Source organism: Danxiaibacter flavus, assembly GCF_041060425.1.
Classification (GTDB): Bacteria; Bacteroidota; Bacteroidia; order Chitinophagales; family Chitinophagaceae; genus Danxiaibacter; species Danxiaibacter flavus.
Genome location: NZ_JAULBC010000008.1, coordinates 400,074 through 417,482, shown reverse-complemented (window position 1 = coordinate 417,482; position 17,409 = coordinate 400,074). Strand labels below are relative to the sequence as shown.

Annotated in this window: 17 protein-coding genes; 11 read left to right on the top strand and 6 right to left on the bottom strand. The window is 42.2% G+C overall.

Annotation, left to right across the window (positions count from 1 at the left end):
- Positions 1–128 precede the first annotated feature (128 nt).
- Both mqnC and prfA read right to left on the bottom strand, forming a co-directional pair.
- A complete protein-coding gene (gene mqnC / locus QTN47_RS23345) occupies positions 129–1,256 on the bottom strand; it encodes a cyclic dehypoxanthinyl futalosine synthase (RefSeq protein WP_369331855.1) in 1,128 nt (375 codons plus the stop codon).
- Positions 1,257–1,344: 88 nt separating this feature from the next.
- Positions 1,345–2,412 carry a peptide chain release factor 1 gene (gene prfA, locus QTN47_RS23340; protein ID WP_369331854.1) on the bottom strand — a complete coding sequence of 356 codons (1,068 nt, stop codon included), beginning with the start codon at positions 2,410–2,412 and terminating at the stop codon, positions 1,345–1,347.
- A gap of 329 nt (positions 2,413–2,741) precedes the next feature.
- Between prfA and QTN47_RS23335 the strand changes: the two genes are divergently transcribed.
- Positions 2,742–3,899, top strand: coding sequence for an amidohydrolase family protein (locus QTN47_RS23335; RefSeq protein WP_369331853.1), 1,158 nt, complete (start codon positions 2,742–2,744; stop codon positions 3,897–3,899).
- Between the two features lie 211 nt (positions 3,900–4,110).
- Here the strand turns inward: QTN47_RS23335 and QTN47_RS23330 are convergent, their stop codons facing one another.
- Positions 4,111–4,557, bottom strand: coding sequence for a DMT family transporter (locus QTN47_RS23330; RefSeq protein ID WP_369331852.1), 447 nt, complete (start codon positions 4,555–4,557; stop codon positions 4,111–4,113).
- Positions 4,558–4,929: 372 nt separating this feature from the next.
- On the opposite strand from QTN47_RS23330, the gene QTN47_RS23325 reads away from it, so the two are divergent.
- From QTN47_RS23325 to QTN47_RS23305, 5 genes are all read left to right on the top strand, one after another.
- Positions 4,930–5,364: a MarR family winged helix-turn-helix transcriptional regulator gene (locus tag QTN47_RS23325; RefSeq protein ID WP_369331851.1), complete on the top strand. Its 435-nt coding sequence runs from the start codon at positions 4,930–4,932 to the stop codon at positions 5,362–5,364.
- 54 nt (positions 5,365–5,418) lie between these two features.
- Positions 5,419–6,063: an NADPH-dependent F420 reductase gene (locus QTN47_RS23320; RefSeq protein ID WP_369331850.1), complete on the top strand. Its 645-nt coding sequence runs from the start codon at positions 5,419–5,421 to the stop codon at positions 6,061–6,063.
- A gap of 52 nt (positions 6,064–6,115) precedes the next feature.
- Positions 6,116–6,745 carry a thioredoxin family protein gene (locus QTN47_RS23315; protein WP_369331849.1) on the top strand — a complete coding sequence of 210 codons (630 nt, stop codon included), beginning with the start codon at positions 6,116–6,118 and terminating at the stop codon, positions 6,743–6,745.
- 218 nt (positions 6,746–6,963) lie between these two features.
- Entirely contained in the window at positions 6,964–7,983 is a 1,020-nt protein-coding gene (locus QTN47_RS23310; RefSeq protein ID WP_369331848.1) for an aldo/keto reductase, read from the top strand.
- Between the two features lie 173 nt (positions 7,984–8,156).
- Positions 8,157–8,945, top strand: coding sequence for a prolipoprotein diacylglyceryl transferase (locus QTN47_RS23305; RefSeq protein WP_369331847.1), 789 nt, complete (start codon positions 8,157–8,159; stop codon positions 8,943–8,945).
- Between the two features lie 87 nt (positions 8,946–9,032).
- Here QTN47_RS23305 and QTN47_RS23300 read toward each other — a convergent pair whose 3' ends face one another.
- The gene (locus QTN47_RS23300; RefSeq protein WP_369331846.1) at positions 9,033–10,322 is read right to left on the bottom strand and encodes a Y-family DNA polymerase; all 1,290 of its coding nucleotides are present in this window, start codon (positions 10,320–10,322) and stop codon (positions 9,033–9,035) included.
- Between the two features lie 343 nt (positions 10,323–10,665).
- On the bottom strand, positions 10,666–11,160 hold the full coding sequence (locus QTN47_RS23295; RefSeq protein ID WP_369331845.1) for a LexA family protein: 495 nt from the start codon (positions 11,158–11,160) through the stop codon (positions 10,666–10,668).
- Between the two features lie 169 nt (positions 11,161–11,329).
- On the opposite strand from QTN47_RS23295, the gene QTN47_RS23290 reads away from it, so the two are divergent.
- The 3 genes from QTN47_RS23290 (at position 11,330) to QTN47_RS23280 (ending at position 14,007) form a co-directional block, all read left to right on the top strand.
- On the top strand, positions 11,330–11,944 hold the full coding sequence (locus tag QTN47_RS23290; protein WP_369331844.1) for a 2'-5' RNA ligase family protein: 615 nt from the start codon (positions 11,330–11,332) through the stop codon (positions 11,942–11,944).
- A 14-nt stretch (positions 11,945–11,958) separates the two neighbouring features.
- Complete coding sequence (locus QTN47_RS23285) at positions 11,959–12,618, top strand: 2'-5' RNA ligase family protein (RefSeq protein ID WP_369331843.1); 660 nt, start codon at positions 11,959–11,961, stop codon at positions 12,616–12,618.
- A 282-nt stretch (positions 12,619–12,900) separates the two neighbouring features.
- Positions 12,901–14,007, top strand: a complete 1,107-nt coding sequence (locus QTN47_RS23280; RefSeq protein ID WP_369331842.1) for a PA0069 family radical SAM protein — start codon at positions 12,901–12,903, stop codon at positions 14,005–14,007.
- 226 nt (positions 14,008–14,233) lie between these two features.
- On the opposite strand, the gene QTN47_RS23275 is transcribed toward QTN47_RS23280, so the two are convergent.
- Entirely contained in the window at positions 14,234–15,454 is a 1,221-nt protein-coding gene (locus tag QTN47_RS23275; protein WP_369331841.1) for an SRPBCC family protein, read from the bottom strand.
- Positions 15,455–15,736: 282 nt separating this feature from the next.
- Between QTN47_RS23275 and QTN47_RS23270 the strand changes: the two genes are divergently transcribed.
- Positions 15,737–16,717 (top strand): GlxA family transcriptional regulator, encoded by a 981-nt coding sequence (locus QTN47_RS23270; protein WP_369331840.1) that lies wholly within the window; start codon positions 15,737–15,739, stop codon positions 16,715–16,717.
- 315 nt (positions 16,718–17,032) lie between these two features.
- Positions 17,033–17,305 (top strand): 30S ribosomal protein S15, encoded by a 273-nt coding sequence (gene rpsO / locus QTN47_RS23265; RefSeq protein WP_369331839.1) that lies wholly within the window; start codon positions 17,033–17,035, stop codon positions 17,303–17,305.
- Positions 17,306–17,409: the final 104 nt, after the last annotated feature.

The following is a 17,409-nucleotide window of genomic DNA, read 5'->3' as shown; positions in this document are numbered from 1 at the left end:
GCGCATGGAACCAGGTTAAAGCAACAGCGGAAGTTTGCAAAACATTTAGTCCGCCAACTTCCGCTGTTATTATAATTGTAGCCGCTTCTGCATCAGCGTTAAGCTTTACGCTTTAGGCTTTAAGCTTTCTAATAATCCACTACCTGCTCAATAATTGCTTCAGGTATTTCGCGCCACTCGTATTGCTGGTTACGCAACTGAGGCTCGAAACCTGCTTCGCGAATGGCATTCTGGATTGTGGTTGAGGTAAAGCGATGCGGAGCACCTGCAGCACTTACCACATTCTCTTCAATCATAATGCTGCCCCAATCGTTGGCGCCAGCATTTAAACAGATCTGCGCAGTTTGTTTACCAACTGTCAGCCAGCTTGCCTGGATATTCTTCACGTTTGGCAACATGATACGGCAAATAGCGATCATGCGGATATACTCTTCGGCCGTGGTCAGGTTGTGCACACCACGGATGCGCGTCAATAAGGTATCAACATCCTGGAAAGTCCATGGAATGAACGCTAAAAATCCTTTTGCATTCTCAGGCTTTTTCGCTTGCACTTCGCGAAGGCGAACCAGGTGAATAAATCTTTCTTCCAGCGTTTCCACGTGACCAAACATCATCGTTGCACTTGTTGTGATGTTCAGTTTGTGAGCCTCATGCATGATATCCAGCCACTCATCAGCGCCGCATTTTCCTTTGCTGATCAATCTGCGCACGCGATCCACAAGAATCTCCGCACCAGCACCCGGTAATGAATCAAGACCAGCTTCTTTCAGGGCCACCAATACATCATGATGACTCATTTTTTCCAGTTTACAAATATGTGCAACTTCCGGTGGGCCGAGCGCATGCAATTTGATTGTTGGAAATTCCTGCTTTATCTGGCGGAAAGTATTTGTATAAAAATCAAGTCCAAGTTCCGGGTGGTGGCCGCCTTGTAACAGCAACTGATCACCGCCATACTTAATCGTCTCGTTTATCTTGCGACGATAAGTATCCATATCGGTTATATAGGCGTCTGCGTGACCCGGTATGCGGTAAAAATTACAAAACTTACAATTCGCAATGCACACGTTCGTAGTGTTCACATTACGGTCAATCTGCCAGGTAACTTTACCATGAGGTACCTGCTTTTTCCTTAACTCGTCAGCGATAAACATCAGTTCCGTTAGCGGGGCATGTTCAAATAAGAACATCCCTTCCTCTATACTTAAAAACTCAAAGTTCAGCGCCCTGTTATATAACTCATCTAGCTTCATCATGCAATTTTAATTAATCGGTTTCAAAGTCAACATTCAAGCTCTTATGGCAGATGTATATCGAATTGCAGGCAGAATTATTTTATTGCAATTATGCAGTTTCCTGTGTCATTTTTTCCGCGTTCTCGGCAACCTGTAGCGCTTCAATAAACTCATCCAGATCACCATTAATTACGGCATCGAGATTATAGGAGGTTAGACCGATTCTGTGATCGGTAACCCTTCCCTGCGGCCAGTTGTACGTGCGTATTTTGGCACTTCTGTCGCCGGTGCTTACCATTGTTTTTCTATGACGGGCAATTTCTTCTTCCTGTTTACGCACTTGTTCTTCATAAAGACGGGTACGTAACATTGTCATTGCTTTCTCGCGGTTGCCAAGCTGCGTACGTTCAGTCTGGCATATCACCACCGTACCTGTAGGTAAGTGCGTAAGCATTACTTTCGTTTCTACCTTGTTTACGTTCTGTCCACCGGCACCACCACTTCGTGCCGTTTCCATTTTCACATCACTTTCTCTCAGCTCAAAATCAATCTCTTCAGCCTCAGGCATCACAGCCACTGTAGCAGCCGACGTGTGCACACGTCCCTGTGTTTCTGTATTAGGCACACGCTGTACACGATGCACGCCGCTTTCAAACTTCAGTGTTCCGTATACATCTTCGCCCTCAACCTCTACCACAACTTCTTTATACCCTCCAACTGTTCCTTCGCTTTCACTGGCGATGGAAGTCTTCCAACCCTTCTTCGCACAATAACGTAAATACATGCCTAATAAGTCGCCGGCAAACAGGCTGGCTTCATCGCCACCTGTACCCGCGCGAATTTCAAGCATCGCATTCTTATCATCCTGCGGATCTTTTGGGATCAGCAGCTTTTTCAGCTCTTTTTCCAAACTATCCTTCTTCTCTTCCAATTCCGGCAGTTCCATTTTTGCAAGTTCCCGCATCTCTTCGTCATTTCCATTTAAGGCCTCTTTGCCAAAATCGTAATCAGCCAACACTCTTTTATACTGTTCAAATGGCTGAACGATTTTTTCGAGCTGGCGATATTCCTTACTCAGCCTGCTGAATTCTTTATTATTACTAACAATATCCGGGTTGGTCAGAGCTACGCCTACCTGCTCGAATCTTGCTTTTATGGCTTCCAGTTTGTCTAACATGTATGTTTATATATGATTGGTACTAGTCACAGCCAGGAAATTGTGTTCGAAAGTGAACAGGTTGCATCCGGGTGTATACGATTAACAACGGGTTTGCCTGCTTACATTACTATTTTCGGTTACAGCATTTTTACTCCTGGCCGGCACAATTACATTACAAAAGTAATTACCAGCTTTTGCGGCGGCAAAATTAAGTGTTTTATTACGCTTTTCAGCCGGATTTTACAAGTCTCTGCCAACGGCCTCTTACAGCGCCGATATCCTTGCACCACATTTTTCCCTTATATGTTTGCAAATGCATACCATCCTATCTTTACAAAATGGGAAGTTTGAAATTCAAGGCAGACAAGATCTTTACAGGAGAAAACTTTATCGGCAACTCAGTATTGATCACAGACGAGAGGGGCATAATCCAGGAAATTGTACCGGAGGCCGACGCAGGCGACGGCGTGCAGCAATACAAAGGAATTCTTTCGCCGGGATTTGTGAACTGCCATTGTCATTTGGAACTGAGCTTCTTAAAGGGACTTATTCCCGAAGGAACCGGCTTGGTAGACTTTGTGATTAATGTGATGACCAGGCGGAGTTTTCCAATGGACGAGATTGAAACTGCGATTGCGAAAGGAGAACAGGAAATGATCGAAAACGGGATTGTTGCCGTTGCGGACATTTGCAATGATGCATCAACATTGAATCAAAAACTTCGAAATAATCTTCGCTACCTGAATTTTATTGAGGTGAGCGGATTTATTCCTCCATCTGCTGAAAAACGTTTTGAACAGGGCCAACAGATCCTCAATCGGTTTATACAATCCGGACTGGATGCAAGTGTTATTGTGCCACATGCCCCGTACTCAACTTCTACTGAATTAATGAAGTTGATCAATGCTGAAGCTGCGGGGAAAGTACTTTCTATGCACAACCAGGAAACCCTGCAGGAAGAAACTTTCTTTACTACAGGCATCAGCGAGTTCAGAAAGCTGTTTGATTTCTTTAAAATGGATATCTCTTTTTACCAGCCACCCGGAGTGAACAGTCTGTACGCAACCCTTCCGCATCTGAACATGCCCAAAAATATCTTGTTAGTCCACAATACATTTACCGGACCTGAAGATATCTTCCTCGCTCATCAGCATTCAGAGGATTATGCGCAGGATCTGTTCTTTTGTACCTGCATCAATGCCAACCTTTATATAGAGGACACAACACCGCCGCTTGAACTGCTTCGGAAAAATAACTGCACCATTGTTTTGGGGACAGACAGCCTTGCAAGCAACCACAGCCTGAGCATTTGGGATGAAATCAAAAGTATTCACCAGCACTTCCCTAACATCGAACTGGAGGAAATACTTACCTGGTCGACCGCCAATGGCGCCAAAGCACTACTAATGGACAAGGAATTGGGATTCTTTGAAAAGGGAATGCAACCCGGAGTGATTGTGCTCCCTGATTGGGACGGGGACCAAAAGATTAAGAGGTTAGTCTAGACCAGGATTTTGGGGATGAAGGGATTGACGGGATTTTATTTGGAGGTATTAGGTGTCAGGCATAAGGCTTGAGGCTTGAGGCTATACCTCTTACGATCTTACTTTCTTACTATCTTACACGTCTTTTTTTCTTACGGTCTTACGGTCTTACGGTCTTACGGTCTTACGGTCTTACGGTCTTACGGTCTTACGGTCTTACTATCTTACTATCTTACGATCTTTTTATCAGCACCAATCCTGCAAGAATCAACACCGCACCAATGATCTTTTCGGTTGTGATCGATTTCACCACTGAGCCAAACAAGCCGTAGTGATCGATTATAAGAGAGGCAAATATTTGTCCGCTTACTACCAGCGCGAAAGTCAGGGCGACACCTTGCTGTTGGTTAACCCAGGTAATGTAACCGACGAAGATGGCGCCGATAACTCCGCCCATCCAGATATACCAGGGATAAGTTGTGGAAGGTTTAATATGGACAACCGCTTGGGTGTTAACGCTGAAATTTAAAATGAGCAAACAAACAAAGCCTACAAAAAAGCTCATCAAAGAGCCCATTAACGGACCGCCAATCTGTCTACCCAATTTTGTATTTAAAACAGCCTGAATAGGAATAAAAGTGCCAATAATCAATGTTAGCAGCATGAGCAGGTAGCGCATTGGTATTTCTTTAACAATAATAAAATCCGAAAGTAAATAAAAATACAGTTACACAGAGCTTCACGAAGGAAACACCGAGAGTTGCACGGAGAAAGGCGCAGACCACCTAAACGAATTGCAATCCGGCAATGATGCATGTACAATTGAGAATTTTCAGCACCCTTAATAGAGCCAAGAAAAGTGTAGTGTGCTCAAAGCCAGGCACTTCGTACCCGCCTGAATGTTTCATACGGGCAGGCTTCGTAACTCGTACTTAATATAAACTGCCCAACGCGAAATAACATGGACACTCCACAAACTTGCCGATGGTATTCCCAACGCATGACTTTTATCATATTTGTATATACAAATAAAGTTGTAAATTTGCAGATCATGAAAACAAATGATTGTAGATATTCCGAATGTCTTTATTTCTCATCCGCGGCTTTTGCGAGGCAAATTGAAAAGCTGGCACAGGAAAGCTGGAAGCCGGTAGATCTTTCGCCGAGTCATGCTTACATGCTGATGATGATCATTGAAGACGCCGGGATCCAACCGGGTATTCTTGCAGAGAATTTAATGCTCACACCCAGTACCATCACGCGTTTGATAGAAAAACTGGAAAGCAAGAAACTGGTTGTAAGAACATCTGAAGGTAAGGTTACCAATGTATATCCTACTCCAAAAGCAAAAGAATTATTCCCGCTGCTGAAACAATGCAGTCAGAAATTCAATGAGGCATATTCAGCAATTCTGGGCAGGGAAGAAAGCTCAAGATTGGTTCAGACGATGAATAAATTGACAGATAAGTTTACGGTGCTGGAGTAGATTGTATATACAAATATCACATAATCTCTTTTTAAATCATTCAAACTTAAAAAAATGAAAGCAGGCATTATTGGTTCAGGTATTGTTGGCCAGGTGCTGGCCAAAGCTTTTAAGCAGGAAGGTTACGAAGTTTTATTGGGTACACGCGATGTAACCAAAGAAGATGTGGTAAAATTCGGCAGCGAGAATGCCGGCATAGCTGTAGGAACTTTTGAAGATGCCGCACGGTTCGGAGACATTATAGTGCTAAGCGTCAAAGGGACGGCTGCTGAAGAGGCTGTTCGTCTTGCTGGTAAATACAATTTTGAAAACAAAATTGTGATTGATACCACCAATCCGATCGCCGACCAGCCTCCGGTAAATGGTGTTCTACAGTTTTTTACAGGCCCGAATGAATCACTGTTGGAAAAGCTACAGGCGCTTGTTCCATCTGCAAAATTTGTCAAGGCATTTAACAGCGTTGGCAATACGCTGATGTATAAGCCACAGCTAAAAGACAAACCTACCATGTTCATTGCCGGAAATGATGAAGAAGCCAGGAAAACTGTTACAGATATCGTTTCTTCTTTTGGCTGGGAAACAGCAGACATGGGCAAGGCCGAAGCGGCACGTGCAATTGAGCCTTTGTGTATGCTCTGGTGCATACCGGGATTTTTACAGAACGACTGGCAGCATGCATTTAAATTATTAAAAACTTAATTCATCATAAAAAATCCAACATCCTATAACATAAAATAACAGGAGTAATACTATGGAGTTAACAAGAAAGTCCAGCAAAGTTTTGAGAGAAACGGTAGTGGATAAAACAAACAATTGGTTATCATATAAAAATTACAGACAATTAATTGATGACTTATTAAAAGAAGGAAAAACAACAGGCGTCAACCAATCGGAAGCCCTGTTGAATTACGCGAAACTGAATGTGGCCCGCATGAACAGGCTCGATAAGACAATTGAGCTCGATGGGGAACTTGAAAATGTAGTGGCACAAATAACATCACCACAGGTTTGGCTGGTAATTGTTGAAGGATGGTGTGGAGACGCATCTCAAATTGTGCCCTTATTTCCTAAGCTCGCTGAACTGAACAGCAATATTGAAATCCGCTTTTTATTGAGAGATGAACATCTCCCACTAATGGATCAATATTTGCAAAATGGCAAAAGCAGAAGTATTCCTAAATTAGTCGTGGCAAACAACCAGGGCGAAGAGTTGTTTAACTGGGGACCAAGACCTGCGGCTGCACAAGAGCTTTACGATCACCTGAAAGCAAATGACGCCAGCTACGATACCATTAAAGAAGAAATTCATCGCTGGTATTCAAAAGACAAAACACAAAGTGTTCAGGCGGAGTTGACGCAGCTGTTAAAGGAGAATCTGTAAAAGTTGTACGTTGTAAGTAATACGTTGTACGTTTTTTGGTGTGAGGCTTGAGGTTTGAGGCGTGGGCTTAAGGCATGGAAAGGTTGAGGCGCATTAAGCCAAAGAACTAGAAAAGAAACAAGGGAAACGTTGTACGTTGAAGCCCTATTGCACATTTTTTTAAGACAGCTTTGGATTGAGACTTTGCTGATAGCTGATAGCTATAAAAACTCTAACTAATGAAATACAAACTTTTAGGAAGATCGGGATTAAAGGTATCGGAATTGTGCCTTGGCACGATGGGATTTGGGACAGAGAGTGGATGGGGCGCCGACAAAGAAAGCAGTTTTGCCATAATGGAGGCATTTGGCAATGCGGGTGGGAATTTCCTGGACACTGCGAACATCTATAAACTCGGAACGAGTGAAAAGATCATTGGTGAGTTTGTCAGCTCACGCGACAGGGATTACTGGGTAATTGCCACCAAGTATTCATTGAAGGACAACACTACCAACCCAAACGCTTCCGGCAACAACCGGAAGAATATGATGCGCAGTGTAGAAGAGAGTTTGAAACGATTGAATACGGATTTCATTGATGTATTATACTTACATATCTGGGATGACCTTACACCGGTTGATGAAATATTACGCGGACTGGATGATTTGATCAGACAAGGCAAAGTGAATTACGCAGCCATCAGTGATACACCGGCCTGGATTGTAAGCAAGGCAAATACATTAGCGGAATTGATGGGCTGGAGCCAGTTTATCGCTTTACAGGTGGAATACAGTTTAATTCAGCGCACACCGGAAAGAGAATTACTTCCCATGGCAAAGCATTATGGTATGACGTTAACGCCATGGGCTCCTTTGGCTGGAGGCGCATTGACCGGAAAATACTTACGGGGAGATATCGGCCGGATAAAACCGGAAAGCAACAGGCTGAACGAAAACAGCGCACGCATTACAAAAGAAGTGATTGCAATTGCGGATAAATTAAATGTTTATCCCTCTCATGTTGCGTTGCAATGGACAAGGCAACAAGGCATTTCTTCTATTCCGATTGTAGGCGCAACAAAGCTTTCTCAACTGGAAGAGAACCTGAAAATGATTGATCTTGTTTTGAGTGAAGAAGATCTGCGACGATTGGATGAAGCAAGCAAAATTAACCTGGGCTTCCCGGGTGAGTTTTTTAGGGAAGATGGGGTGAGGCTGAACAACTTCGGCGGCTTTTATGATAAGATAGAAAGGCGGTAACCACGGAGACAGGGAGACACTGAGATGTACAACGTATATTAGAAGAATTATGCAACAAGGATAAAATTGAGTTGTAAAACAAAGGTGTTGACCCTTGCTTCTAAAATTTAGATTTTGCTAAACGTATTTCGCGGTGTTTCTTTGTGTCTCCGCGTCTCCGTGGTTCAAAAAATATGCAGTTTCCCTTCACCATACAACTCGGCTCAATTACCATTCTTTGGCACACCATTTTTGAAACGCTTGGCTTCTTTATTGGCTTTCGCTATTTCTTGTGGTTACGCAAACAGCAAGGCGATACCATACAATCCTCTAACAGGATCTGGATCTTAACAGGTGCAATTTTTGGTGCACTGTTCGGCAGCAGGCTGATTGGCGGACTAGAAAATTTCAACGCACTTCAACATGCATCCAACAAATGGCTTTACTTCTACAGCAACAAAACCGTGCTGGGTGGTTTTCTCGGCGGACTGGCAGGAGTAGAATTGACCAAAAAAATAATCGGCGAAAAACACTCTTCCGGCGATCTCTTCACTTACCCTATGATCCTCGCATTAACCATTGGTCGCGTTGGCTGTTTTAGTATGGGCATCCACGAAGAAACTTATGGCTCACCTACCACAAGTATTTTAGGAATGTATTTAGGCGATAATGTTAAAAGACATCCCGTATGCTTGTATGAGATTGCATTTCTCCTTATGCTATGGCTATGCCTCGTTGCGTTTGAAAAAAGATATCCGCTTGCCGACGGCGCACGATTCAAAATATTCATGATCGCGTACTGCTTTTTCAGATTAATACTCGACTTTGCAAAACCACGCTATACATTGGTACTCGGGCTTTCCACTATTCAACTCACTGCACTGGCAGGACTCGTGTACTATTACCGGTATTTCATACAGCCTTCGCTGTTGGCTGTGAGCTATCAGCAATCAGCAATGAGCCGGAATACAAGTGATCTTTAAATAAGAAATTACAAGGTTAGAATTATATCATTAAAAACAACGAAGCTAGCGGTGACAAGCTGATAGCGAATAGCTCGTAGCTGACAGCTACCCCACTTCCGGCAGTTCATTCCATCTTGTTGTATAACGGGGGCTACGAAATTCCTGGCGCATCTTCCAGTTGCGGTCAGTGCCGCTGGCGGCAAACTTCAAGGCATCATCGCGCATGCTGAAATTGATGTTATCCATCATGGCCATTAACATCCTGTTCTTTTCCTTCTGCTGAGACTCGTCAATAAACAAATTGCCCTGAATGCTTGAATCATCTACAATTCCACTCAGCATCACGCCGGCTTTTTTGTACTTCAACCCTTTTACATACACCTGTTCTGTTAATTGTAGCGCAGGCTTGATCAGCTCCTGCGTTATAGATGTTGCATAAGGAAGTACAATATGCCTGCTTACGGTAGTACCATGTGAATATTTTTCATCTGGCTTTCGTTCTTCGCGCGGCACCACGAATACACTTACAACACTCGCTGCACCATATTGCCGCCTCAATTTTTCAGCAGCCCTTGAAGTGTACGTTGCAACCGCTTCCTTTATATCCTGCAGATCTGAAACCGGCGTTCCAAACATGCGCGTCGTGGCGATCATCTTCTTGGAGTCCAGCTCATCGTCCATATCAATTGCATGATAACCTTTCAATTCTCTGATCAATCGCACACCTACCACACCCCCAAGATTTTTCCTTGCCCATTCTTCGGGCATCCTGCTTAATTGATAAGCATCGTCAATTCCCCACTTCACCAGCTTTTCAGCATAACTTCTCCCTACACCCCAAATTTCACTTACCGGCGTTCTTATCAAAGCCTCCGTAATGATTTCAGGATCATTTAATACTAATACGCATTGTGTTTTCTTTTTGTTCTTTTTCGCCAGCCTGTTGGCCAGTTTACTCAGCACTTTAGTTGGAGCCACGCCAATTGAGACAGCGATTCCGGTCCATTGTTCAACTGTGTGACGCATGCGCATGGCTGTTTCATGCAATTGTTCAGCAGGAATATGCTGCATGTCAATAAAGGCCTCATCAACAGAATAAATCTCTACGTTGTTTTTGCCAACCATTTCACGTAAGGTTTCCATTACGCGCCAGCTTAAATCACCATACAGATTGTAGTTAGAAGAAAAAGCTTCGACACCATGTTTCTCAATGACCGGTTTTGCCTGGAAATAAGGAACAGCCATCTCAACACCAAGTGCCTTAACTTCATCACTCCGCGAAACAATACACCCATCATTATTGCTAAGCACTACCACAGGCCTGTTCATCAGATCAGGCCTGAACACCCGCTCACACGAGCAGTAGAAACTGTTACAATCAACTATGGCTTTCATTTAGCTGTGAGCTGTCAGCTATAAGCTTTCAGCAACTGTTTAATTTTGATCAACTTAACTGCTCTTTTGCCTGCGCTTTGCAAGTACGAATTACGAGGTACGAAGTACGTTAGGTGCATTAACTTAATTTCTATCGATCACGCGTAATGCTTAACCAGTTTCTTAAATCATTCGCACATTTGCATATTTGCACATTTACTAATTCGCCATCATTTTCAATTATCCCTTTTCAATTTTCAATTCATTCTCGCATTTGCATATTTGCACATCCACCAATTCGTCCTCATTTTCAATTTTCAATTCTCAATTCATTTACCCATTTGCATATTCGCACATCTGCACATTAATACTTGATCCTCCTCCTGTTTGCTTGCTGCGCCGGCGCCGTTGCGGCCTGCAGCGCCGCATCCAGTATATGAATAACGCAGGTAACAACACCCCAGGCGCGATATTCAGTAAATTCACCCATATCTATATCACTGTACTTTTTATTTTCGGCCATCAGGGAGACGCGATTCATCGTTTGCTGATAGCGCCTCACAAGAAGATCCCCGTTAACAGCCGCGACAATTATCTTTCCGTTGGTCGCCCGGATGCTTTTATCAACAATTAGTATATCACCATTTTGTATACCGGCGCCCACCATCGCATCGCTGTTCATGCGAAAGAAAAAAGTGGCCGGTTTATTACGGATAAGTTGCTCATTTAAATCAATGCCGCGCTCCATATAATCATCTGCAGCGGCACCAAAACCAGTGGCATTGGCTGTCTTAACATCCCACTGGTTAAAATCTTTAGAACCCTTATAAGCGGGTTCATAAAATTCTTCCCTATCCATATAATTTATTTTTGAATTACTAATTTATTTAGCAATTTTATGCTAAATTTATTGTCTGAAAAAATTTTTCTTGGGCGGCAGAAGACCGGCATTTGATAAGACAAAGAAGATGAAGATTTTACGCCCGGAAACTATTTAAACCAATTTCAAACATTTAAAACACGAAAGAATGAGCTACCAGTTAACCTTCACTTCGTCGATTCCTGTTGTTGCTTCATATTACGAGGCTGAATATATATTGATCGCAGAACCTTCTGCAGAAGCGCGGGAAATGATCATGGCTGAAAAATATTTCTTTCATCAGGATTACCAGGATGATAGTGCATTGACCACGAAGCCTTTTATTAAAGTGGCATGTTTTAATGCGCGTGAAGAAATGGAAGACACCATTATCCGCTGGATGCACAGGATCGTCAGCATGCAGGAATCATTTGAAGTTATGCTGAACAATTACAGCGGGTTTCCGCCGCATACCATCTACGCGCGGGTGCAATTCACTGAACCTTTTAAAAAGCTGGCGACACAGTTTTCTGCAATTGATCAATATCTTTTAAGCAATGGTTGCAAACCATTGAGCTTTAGCAAACATCCACATGTTACAATAGCAAGGAAATTGCATGAACGTGTATATGAAAAGGCAATGCTTGATTATTCGCAACGATCATTCTTCGCCTCATTTTATGTAAATGAATTGGTGCTCCTAAAAAGGCGATCAGAAAACGAACCTTACAGGCAGGTGTACAAATTTGGGCTGACGCCTGTACAACATCCATTGTATGACTGATAAAACTTTAACCTATGCAGGTAAAAACACTAGCCGAATTTAAGAGTGAAGTCTTAAGATCAAAAGAATCTAAATTGGTGGATAGCCTTGTCCCTATACAATACCTACTTGTTCTTGAGCCTCACGAGGAACTGTATAACCGCATTAAAGATATCAAAGAAGAATTTGCAATAAAGTTTGATTGTCCTGTTGCAAAGCACTCCAAGCCGCATATAACGCTGGCCAATTTTGTGCAGTATGACTTATCAGAATCCCGTATTATTAATAAACTGCGTTCAATAGCCAATCAGATAAGTCCGTTTAAAGTTGACCTGGACGGTTTTGGTAGTTTTCCTGAACACACTATTTACATTAATGTGTCGACAAAAGTAAAAATTGTTGAAGCAGTGAGGGAAATAAGACAGGCACAGCGTCTGATGAAAATCGATCAGGCAAATAAGCCATATTTCATAACGGAGCCGCATTTAACAATAGCACGAAAATTACTTCCCTGGCAATACCAAAAAGGATGGCTGGAACTGAGTAACACGCACTTTACGGGCGGCTTTATGGCAGACAATATGTTGTTGCTGAAAAGAGGGTCAGACAGGGAGTTTAACAGGTACAAAGAAATTGCAAGATTTTCTTTTGAAGGAAAAAAGATAACAAGTGCAGTGCAGGCAACGCTTTTTTAATTGATAATTGAGAATGGAGAAGTGAAAATGATCAGAGAGAAAACGTTTCGGTGGACTAACGCGAAGCTTACTTAAAGAGTTGGCCGAAAACTTTTTGATTCGCCACATTCAGGTGTTTTTTGTTACACAGAGGAAGCCACGAGAAGACACAGAGTTCCACAGAGGTTTTCATTGTCAATTTTCTCCGCCTGAATGACTTCAGTCGGGCAGGAACTTTCAATTGTCAATTAAGCCTGCTGCACCTTTCACTATTCACTATTGACCATTCACTATTTTTTTATTATGAAAAACATTGAACACAATCCCAACGAAAAGCCCCGGCCGCAGAATAAAGACAGGGATGATTATTTTAAGGGCAGGGGTGCACAGTTCAACACGAAAAATAAATTTTTAAAAACTGAAAGAGTTAAAGAACATATAGAGGGCATCGATGACTGGACAGAACATAACACAGAGACAACCTACATAGAAGAACACGGCAAAACACTTGTGAACAAAGTAGAGAGTCCTGATGTAGGAATGTTCTACAGCATGAATCCTTACCAGGGATGTGAGCACGGTTGCATTTACTGCTATGCGCGCAACTCTTTTGAATATTGGGGATATAGTGCGGGGCTGGATTTTGAAAGAAAGATCATTGTAAAGAAGAATGCGCCTGAATTGCTACGCAAATTCCTGATGAATCCGAAATGGGAATGCCTGCCAATTTCGTTAAGCGGTAATACAGATTGCTATCAGCCTGCTGAAAAAAAATTCCGTATTACGCGACAGCTTCTTGAAGTATGCCTGGAGTTTAATCAGCCTGTTGGCATGATCACCAAGAATGCAGGCATGTTGCGCGACAAAGACATTATCCAGGAGATGGCCAAACGGAAGCTGATAAGCATTCTTGTTTCCATCACATCCTTTAATGAGGATTTGCGCAGGGTTATGGAACCACGCACCACAACAGGTCAGCAAAGGCTCCGCATTATTAAAGAGTTAAGTGACGTAGGCGTCCGTATGGGTGTGATGCTTGGGCCAATGATTCCCGGATTGAATGAACATGAGATGCAACGCATCATGAAAGCTGCAAGCGAAAACGGCGCCACTTTTTCTGCTTATACTTTTATCAGGTTGAATGGGTCCATTCAATTTTTGTTTCACGACTGGCTTTACAAAAACTTTCCGGACCGCGCTGATAAAGTATGGCACCTGATCCAAAACGGCCACGGCGGGCAGGTAAACGACAGTCGCTTTGGCGTGCGTATGCGCGGAGAAGGCCCCATCAGCGACCTGGTGCGTCAGCAGTTTCACAAATACAATAAGCTTTACAACCTGAATGCAGAAAGATGGGAACTGGATTGCAGCAAATTCAGAAGGCCGGGCGAGCAGGGCAGATTGTTTTAGCCATAGAAAGACCGTAAGACAGTAAGACATGTAAGACGCGTAAGATGACTGTTGAAAGTTTGGCAGATTCATGAATTGAAAAACTCTTACTATCTTACGGTCTTACGATCTTACTGTCTTACTGTCTTACTGTCTTACTGTCTTACTGTCTTACTGTCTTACGGTCTTACGGTCTTACGGTCTTACATATTAACCGGCATTAAATAGTTGCATCTTGGGTTGTATGCTAATCTGCCTGCGCAGCCACTTTATTCTTTAAATCAGCCATCCCTTTGTGTTCCGTTAATAACTTAAATAAGCTTTTATATATGTAAAAATCCCAGCCTTCCCTGCAATTTTCGTAGCATTCTACTTCAGGAACAAGCCCAACATGCGTCATTGTAATTGAGGTTGAGTTGTCGTTAGATTCTATATCCCATACAACTTCAGTACCATTCCATTCTTTTTTATCATTCTGCCAGTGCAGGTAGCAGTCTGTTACTTTCCAGACAATTTTCTTACCGGGAATAACTTCCGTTACTTTAAAGGTTACAAACGTTTCGCCAAAAGTAACTGTAAAAACATCATCCGGTTTTTCTGAACTGCCGGTGTAACCTTCCGTCCACCACCCAGGCACTTTGCTGATTGCCTGTTCAGCTGTCTTTGCATCAGCATTTACTGTAATGCTAGCGGTGTAGTCTTTGTGTTCCATATGGTTTCTTATTAAATTAAGTATATCATTTAATGGGTCAATGTTTTCATACACAGGTTTATTTTCAATCACCATAAAATATTCTCCCAAAAGGTTACTGGCATCAAAAGTCTCCTTCTTATATTCTCCTGCGTTATAAGCTGCTGTGACAGTTTCGCCCGATGTTGATTTGACATCGACAAACAGATAACCATCTATATAATCCGGTAAAGCATCGTTCTTAAAATATAAGATCCCTTCATATTTTCTGTCGCCGCTAAAGATCCTGCCAAATATTCCTGTGCCCGGCAAACCTTTACCTTCGGTGATGAGTTTGCATAAACTTTCCTTCACGTAAAAGCTCCATCCCTTTATACAATCAGGATAGCATTCCAGTTGCGGAGTCAATCCTTTATGTGTAAAACTGATGATCGAGCCATTTTCCGTAGAAGAAAGATCCCACAGCAATTTTGTACCCTTCCATTCCTTCGCATTTTTAAATAAAGGGAGATAACAATCTTCAACCAGCCATGTAATTTTCCTTCCGTGAATAATTTCTTTTACAAGGAAGGAGCCATAGGTTTTACCAAATCTTACGGTGAACCTGTCGCCAACTTGCTGAGAGCTGCCGGCAACATTTGTTGCCCACCATCCTGCAACATTGTTAATGGCGTTAAAACTGCTTTCAACGGTTTCTTTAACCTGATTAGTACAGTGGAAATCTTTTGGATCCATGTTATTCTGAATAATGTGTGCTGTCATCGTTGAATCTGTCATACACTTTGAAAGTGCAGGACAGATTCAACGATATAAAGGTAGCAGCCATATACAAGAATAGAGGTTGGCACGGGCGACAACTATGGGGGTGTGAGGCGACAAACAGTTTTTATTACCTTTGAGAAGAAACCGGATAAATAACTTAGAATGGCACTGTATACTGAAGAGCTTATATAATTCACAAATTGCTTTCCGTCAACTACTGCATATAATTCATTCCCTGCTTAACAACTTTTACCCTCTGATAATTCATTGAGCTATCTAATTGCAAAACGCCATGTAATGAAACATATTTCTATTCTTATTCCGGAAGGAGAGATTATACAAAACACCATCATCAGCGTAATAGGAGCATACAAAATGTTCTCTGTTGTTAATGACTATTTTGCCGCAAGAGGAACAAAAGCTGCATTTAAAATTGAACTGGTAGGAGATTCAGAAGAAGTAAAACTGAACGATGGTCTGTTCTCTATTCAGCCGGAAACCAATTTCAGAGAAGTAAAGAAAACAGATCTTATTATAATACCACCCGTTGCCCTAAATGAACAAAGTTTAAGGGCCAACCAGGTTTTTACTCCCTGGATCGTGCAGCAATATAATAACGGAGCAGAAGTAGCAAGTCTTTGCATCGGCGCCTTCGTACTTGCATCTACTGGGTTGCTGGATGGCAAAAGCTGCTCTACACACTGGCAGGCTGGTGATAAATTCCGTTCCCTGTTTCCCAATGTAAAACTGACAACCGACAAAGTAATTACCGAAGAACAAGGCATTTATACCAACGGCGGCGCTTATTCCTTCCTTAACTTATTACTTCATCTTGTTGAAAAATATTGTGGCCGTGAAATTGCCATTTATTGTTCCAAGGTCGGCCAGATTGATATTGACAGGAACTGCCAGTCACCCTTTTCTATCTTTATGGGTCAAAAAGATCATATTGATGAACCGGTTAAACAAGCACAACATTATATAGAGAACAATGTAACCGAAACAATTTCAGTGTCTGAACTTGCAAGAAGATATGGCCTGAGCAAACGTAATTTTGAACGCCGCTTTAAAAAGGCCACCGCCAATACACCTATTGAATATATACAGCGGGCCAGGATTGAATTCGTGAAAAAGAACCTGGAAGCAGGCAGCAAGAATATCAATGATGTGATGTACGAAGTTGGTTATTCGGACCGGAAAGCTTTTCGCAGTGCCTTTAAGAAGATTACAGGTATGCTGCCGCTGGAATACAGGAAGAGATACAATAAAGACACGTAAGACAGTAAGACCGTAAGACGTGTAAGACAGTAAGAGGTTTTGGCTTAATTTTGAGGGCTGACTATTATTGATGGAATAGATAAATGAAAATAAATAATTATTTGTAGATTTTTAGTTTTCAGCTCTTCCCATCTTTAAACGTCTGACTATTTTACGCGTCTTACCTGTCTTACGCGTCTTACGGTCTTGCTGTCTTACGGTCTTCTCTTGAAAAAAATATAGATTTTTTCCGGTTTTCCACAGAAATTGATATACCTTTGCCGTCCAAATTAAGAAGAAGAAAAACTTTGGATGCTCATTTAAAAAGAAATTGAGATGTCATATCTAACAAAAGAAAAAAAAGCAACAATTTTTGCAAACTTTGGTGGAAAAGCTGAGAACACTGGTTCTATTGAGGGTCAGATCGCTTTATTAACCGAGCGTATCACCAATATTTCTGCCCATTTACAGGCAAACAAAAAAGACTATTCTACCCATCGCGGTTTGATGCACATGGTAGGTCAGCGTAAACGCTTACTGAGCTACCTGCAGAAACATAACCTTGAAGGTTACCGTGCACTGATCGAAAAACTGGGCCTCAGAAAATAAATCTTACGTTATGTATAAGGCTATTCCCAACTGACAATAATACGGTTGGGAATAGCTGTTTTTGTACATAAGCCTGTTTTTACGGAAATATTTTAACTAACCGC

Excerpts from the sequence above, each read along its gene's own strand:
- mqnC (WP_369331855.1), bottom strand. The coding sequence starts at position 1,256 with ATGATGAAGCTAGATGAGTTATATAACAGGGCGCTGAACTTTGAGTTT.
- prfA (WP_369331854.1), bottom strand. The coding sequence starts at position 2,412 with ATGTTAGACAAACTGGAAGCCATAAAAGCAAGATTCGAGCAGGTAGGC.
- QTN47_RS23330 (WP_369331852.1), bottom strand. The coding sequence starts at position 4,557 with ATGCGCTACCTGCTCATGCTGCTAACATTGATTATTGGCACTTTTATT.
- QTN47_RS23325 (WP_369331851.1), top strand. The coding sequence starts at position 4,930 with ATGAAAACAAATGATTGTAGATATTCCGAATGTCTTTATTTCTCATCC.
- QTN47_RS23320 (WP_369331850.1), top strand. The coding sequence starts at position 5,419 with ATGAAAGCAGGCATTATTGGTTCAGGTATTGTTGGCCAGGTGCTGGCC.
- QTN47_RS23315 (WP_369331849.1), top strand. The coding sequence starts at position 6,116 with ATGGAGTTAACAAGAAAGTCCAGCAAAGTTTTGAGAGAAACGGTAGTG.
- QTN47_RS23310 (WP_369331848.1), top strand. The coding sequence starts at position 6,964 with ATGAAATACAAACTTTTAGGAAGATCGGGATTAAAGGTATCGGAATTG.
- QTN47_RS23305 (WP_369331847.1), top strand. The coding sequence starts at position 8,157 with ATGCAGTTTCCCTTCACCATACAACTCGGCTCAATTACCATTCTTTGG.
- QTN47_RS23300 (WP_369331846.1), bottom strand. The coding sequence starts at position 10,322 with ATGAAAGCCATAGTTGATTGTAACAGTTTCTACTGCTCGTGTGAGCGG.
- QTN47_RS23295 (WP_369331845.1), bottom strand. The coding sequence starts at position 11,160 with ATGGATAGGGAAGAATTTTATGAACCCGCTTATAAGGGTTCTAAAGAT.
- QTN47_RS23290 (WP_369331844.1), top strand. The coding sequence starts at position 11,330 with ATGAGCTACCAGTTAACCTTCACTTCGTCGATTCCTGTTGTTGCTTCA.
- QTN47_RS23285 (WP_369331843.1), top strand. The coding sequence starts at position 11,959 with ATGCAGGTAAAAACACTAGCCGAATTTAAGAGTGAAGTCTTAAGATCA.
- QTN47_RS23280 (WP_369331842.1), top strand. The coding sequence starts at position 12,901 with ATGAAAAACATTGAACACAATCCCAACGAAAAGCCCCGGCCGCAGAAT.
- QTN47_RS23275 (WP_369331841.1), bottom strand. The coding sequence starts at position 15,454 with ATGACAGATTCAACGATGACAGCACACATTATTCAGAATAACATGGAT.
- QTN47_RS23270 (WP_369331840.1), top strand. The coding sequence starts at position 15,737 with ATGAAACATATTTCTATTCTTATTCCGGAAGGAGAGATTATACAAAAC.
- rpsO (WP_369331839.1), top strand. The coding sequence starts at position 17,033 with ATGTCATATCTAACAAAAGAAAAAAAAGCAACAATTTTTGCAAACTTT.